The following is a 3428-nucleotide window of genomic DNA, read 5'->3' as shown; positions in this document are numbered from 1 at the left end:
CGCCTTGTCCTGATTTTTGTTAATCCACTATAGGCCGGAAAAAATATTTTAATCCGCTGTAAAATAGAAAATGCCGTCTGAACATTTCAGACGGCATTTGCTCAAATAAACCTTATCGGCTGTTTATTCAGTCGGATTTATTTTTTCTTTTGCGGAGGCAGGTCGGTACAAGTACCCAATGCCACTTCCGCCGCCATACCGATGGATTCGCCCAAGGTCGGGTGCGGGTGGATGGTTTTGCCGATGTCTGCCGCGTCGCAGCCCATTTCGATGGCAAGGCAGACTTCGCCGATCATGTCGCCACCGTTCGGACCGACAATGCCGCCGCCGATGATGCGGCCGGTTTCGGCATCGAAAATCAGCTTGGTAAAGCCGTTGTCGCAACCGTTGGCAATCGCACGACCGGAAGCCGCCCACGGGAAGTTGGCTTTGGTGATTTTGCGGCCGGAGGCTTTGGCGGACAACTCGGTTTCGCCCACCCACGCCACTTCGGGGGAAGTGTAGGCAACGCCCGGAATCACGCGCGCGTCGAAGTAGGCTTTGTGGCCGGCGCAGTTTTCGGCGGCAACGTGGCCTTCGTGAACGGCTTTGTGCGCCAACATCGGCTGACCGACGATGTCGCCGATGGCGTAGATGTGCGGCACATTGGTACGCATTTGTTTGTCCACTTCGATGAAGCCGCGATCGGTAACGGCAACGCCTGCTTTTTCCGCGCTGATGAGTTTGCCGTTGGGCGCGCGGCCGGCGGCAACCAATACGGCATCGTAGCGTTGCGGCTCTTTCGGTGCGTTCGTGCCTTCAAAGGTAACGTAAACGCCGTCTTCTTTCGGCTCGACTGCAACGGTTTTGGTGTTGATCATGATGTTGTCAAAACGATATTCGTTTTGTTTTTGCCATACTTTCACCAAGTCGCGGTCTGCGCCTTGCATCAGGCCGTCCATCATTTCAACAACATCCAGGCGAGAACCCAGCGTGCTGTAAACCGTACCCATTTCGAGACCGATAATACCGCCACCGATGATCAGCAGTTTGCCCGGCACTTCTTTCAGCGCCAAAGCGCCGCTGGAGTCGAAAATTCGAGGATCTTCAGGGATGAAAGGCAGTTTGGTTACGCGGCTGCCTGCTGCAATGATACAGTTTTTGAAGGCAACGATTTTTTTCTCGCCGGTAGGGGCTGCCTGTTCGTACACATCGCCGGCAGTCAGCGACACTTCCAAGTGGTGCGGATCTAAGAATTGCCCGTCGCCTTGGATAACGTCCACTTTACGGCTTTTCGCCATACCTGCCAAACCGCCCGTGAGGCGGGAAACTACGCCGTCTTTGTAGGCGCGAAGCATATCGATGTCGAGTTCCGGCTCGGGGTATTTGATACCGTTGGCAGCCAAGTGGCGCACTTCGTCGATAACGGCGGCATTGTGCAACAAGGCTTTGGAAGGGATACAGCCGACGTTCAGGCAAACGCCGCCCAAAGTTTTGTAACGTTCGACGATGGCGACTTTCAAGCCTTCATCGGCAGCGGCAAATGCAGCGGAGTAACCGCCGGGACCGCCACCCAATACGACCACGTCGTACTCGGCATCGGCAGAACCGCCGAATTGCGCGGCTTGCGGAGCAGGAGCAGCAGCTTTAGGGGCTTCTTGCGCCGGGGCGGCAGCCGCTTCGGCTTTAGGAGCGGCAGCCGTGCCTTCAGCTTCAACGACAACAATCAAACCGCCTTCGGAGATTTTGTCGCCGACTTTGACTTTCACTTCTTTGACCACGCCCGCAACTTCGGCAGGCACGTCCATCGTCGCTTTGTCGGTTTCCAAGGTAATCAGGGTGTCGTCAACGGCGATGGTGTCGCCCACGTTTACTTCAACCGCGATAATATCTACATTTTCGTGTCCGCCAATGTCGGGCACTTTCAATTCAACTAAGCTCATGTCTCATCTTTCTGAATGATGTTCAAACTTCCTTTTCAGACGGCACAGACCGCTATGCCGTCTGAAGCCGATCGGGTTACAGGGTAATGCGGCGGAAGTCTTTCAACAGCTTCGCCAAGAATACGGTGAAGCGCATACCGGCCGCACCGTCGATGACGCGGTGGTCGAAGGACAGGCTCAACGGGCACATCAGGCGCGGGGCAAACTCTTTGCCGTTCCAAACCGGTTTGATTTGGGATTTGCACACGCCCAAGATGGCGACTTCGGGAGCGTTCACAATCGGCGTGAAACCTGTGCCGCCGATGCCGCCCAAGCTGGAAATGGTAAAGCACGCGCCTTGCATTTCTTGCGGTTTGAGCTTGCCTTCGCGGGCTTTTTTAGACAATTCGGTCAGCTCTTGGCTGATTTGTTTCAAGCCTTTTTGATCCACGTCTTTGATGACGGGAACAACCAAGCCGTTCGGCGTATCGGCTGCGAAACCGATGTTGAAGTAGTTTTTCAGCACCAGGTTGTCGCCGTCCAAAGAAGCGTTGAATTCGGGGAAGGCTTTCAGCGCGGAAACGGAGGCTTTGATGATGAACGCCAGAGGAGACAGTTTCACGCCTTCGCGTTCCCATTCTTTGTTCAGTTGTTTGCGGAATTCTTCCAGCTCGGTCATATCCGCTTCTTCGTGTACGGTAACGTGCGGAATCACAACCCAGTTGCGAGACAGGTTTTGACCGGAGATTTTCTTAATGCGGGACAATTCTTTAACTTCGACATTGCCGAATTTGGAGAAGTCCACTTTAGGCCACGGCAGCAAGTCCAGACTGCTGCCCAAAGATGCGCCGGCTGCGGCAGGTTTTGCCGCGCCACCCTGCATTACGGATTTCACAAAGGCTTTGATGTCGTCGCCCACGATACGGCCTTTCAAGCCGGTACCTTTGACTTGGCCCAAATCCACGCCCAATTCGCGCGCCAGTTTGCGTGCGGAAGGGCCGGCGTGTGCTTTGGCGAAAGCGGCCTCGTCGATTTTGGCAGCGGCAGGTGCAGAAGGTGCAGGCGCGGCGGCGGGTGCGGCGGCAGCAGTCGGAGGCGGAGCGGCAGCCGGTGCGGCAGCTTGAGCGGCTTGAGCAGGGGCTGCTGCGGCAGAGCCGGCGGTTTCTACTTCGATAATGGCAGTACCTTCGGACACTTTGTCGCCGACTTTTAAGAATACGGCTTTAACGACACCGGCAGCGGTACAAGGTACGTCCATCGTTGCTTTGTCGGTTTCCAAAGTAATCAGCGTGTCGTCTTCGGCAACGGTATCGCCGACTTTGATCTCGACGGCGATTACATCCACATCGGTATGGCCGCCGATGTCGGGAACGGCTACTTGAACGGTTGCACCGCCTGCGGCAACGGGTGCGGCAGCAGGTGCAGGTTGTGCTTCGGCAGCAGCAGGAGCGGCTTCGGCAGCGGCGGCACCGGTTTCAACGGTCAAAATTACGCCGCCTTCGGAGATTTTGTCGCCGACTTTGACTT

At 55.8% G+C, this 3428-nt stretch carries 2 protein-coding genes; both read right to left on the bottom strand.

Annotated features, from left to right (window positions below):
* Nucleotides 1-137: 137 nt before the first annotated feature.
* A complete protein-coding gene (gene lpdA, locus HMPREF2959_RS08220; protein ID WP_002243595.1) occupies nt 138-1922 on the bottom strand; it encodes a dihydrolipoyl dehydrogenase in 1785 nt (594 codons plus the stop codon).
* Between the two features lie 76 nt (nt 1923-1998).
* Nucleotides 1999-3428 (bottom strand): dihydrolipoyllysine-residue acetyltransferase (gene aceF, locus HMPREF2959_RS08215; RefSeq protein WP_070696672.1); only part of this gene is annotated, 1430 nt, incomplete at its 5' end.

The sequence above is a fragment of the Neisseria sp. HMSC070F02 genome (genome assembly GCF_001814225.1).
GTDB classification, from domain to species: Bacteria; Pseudomonadota; Gammaproteobacteria; order Burkholderiales; family Neisseriaceae; genus Neisseria; species Neisseria meningitidis.
The sequence above is the reverse complement of the archived record's forward strand: the minus strand, read 5'-3'. Positions and strand labels throughout refer to the sequence as shown.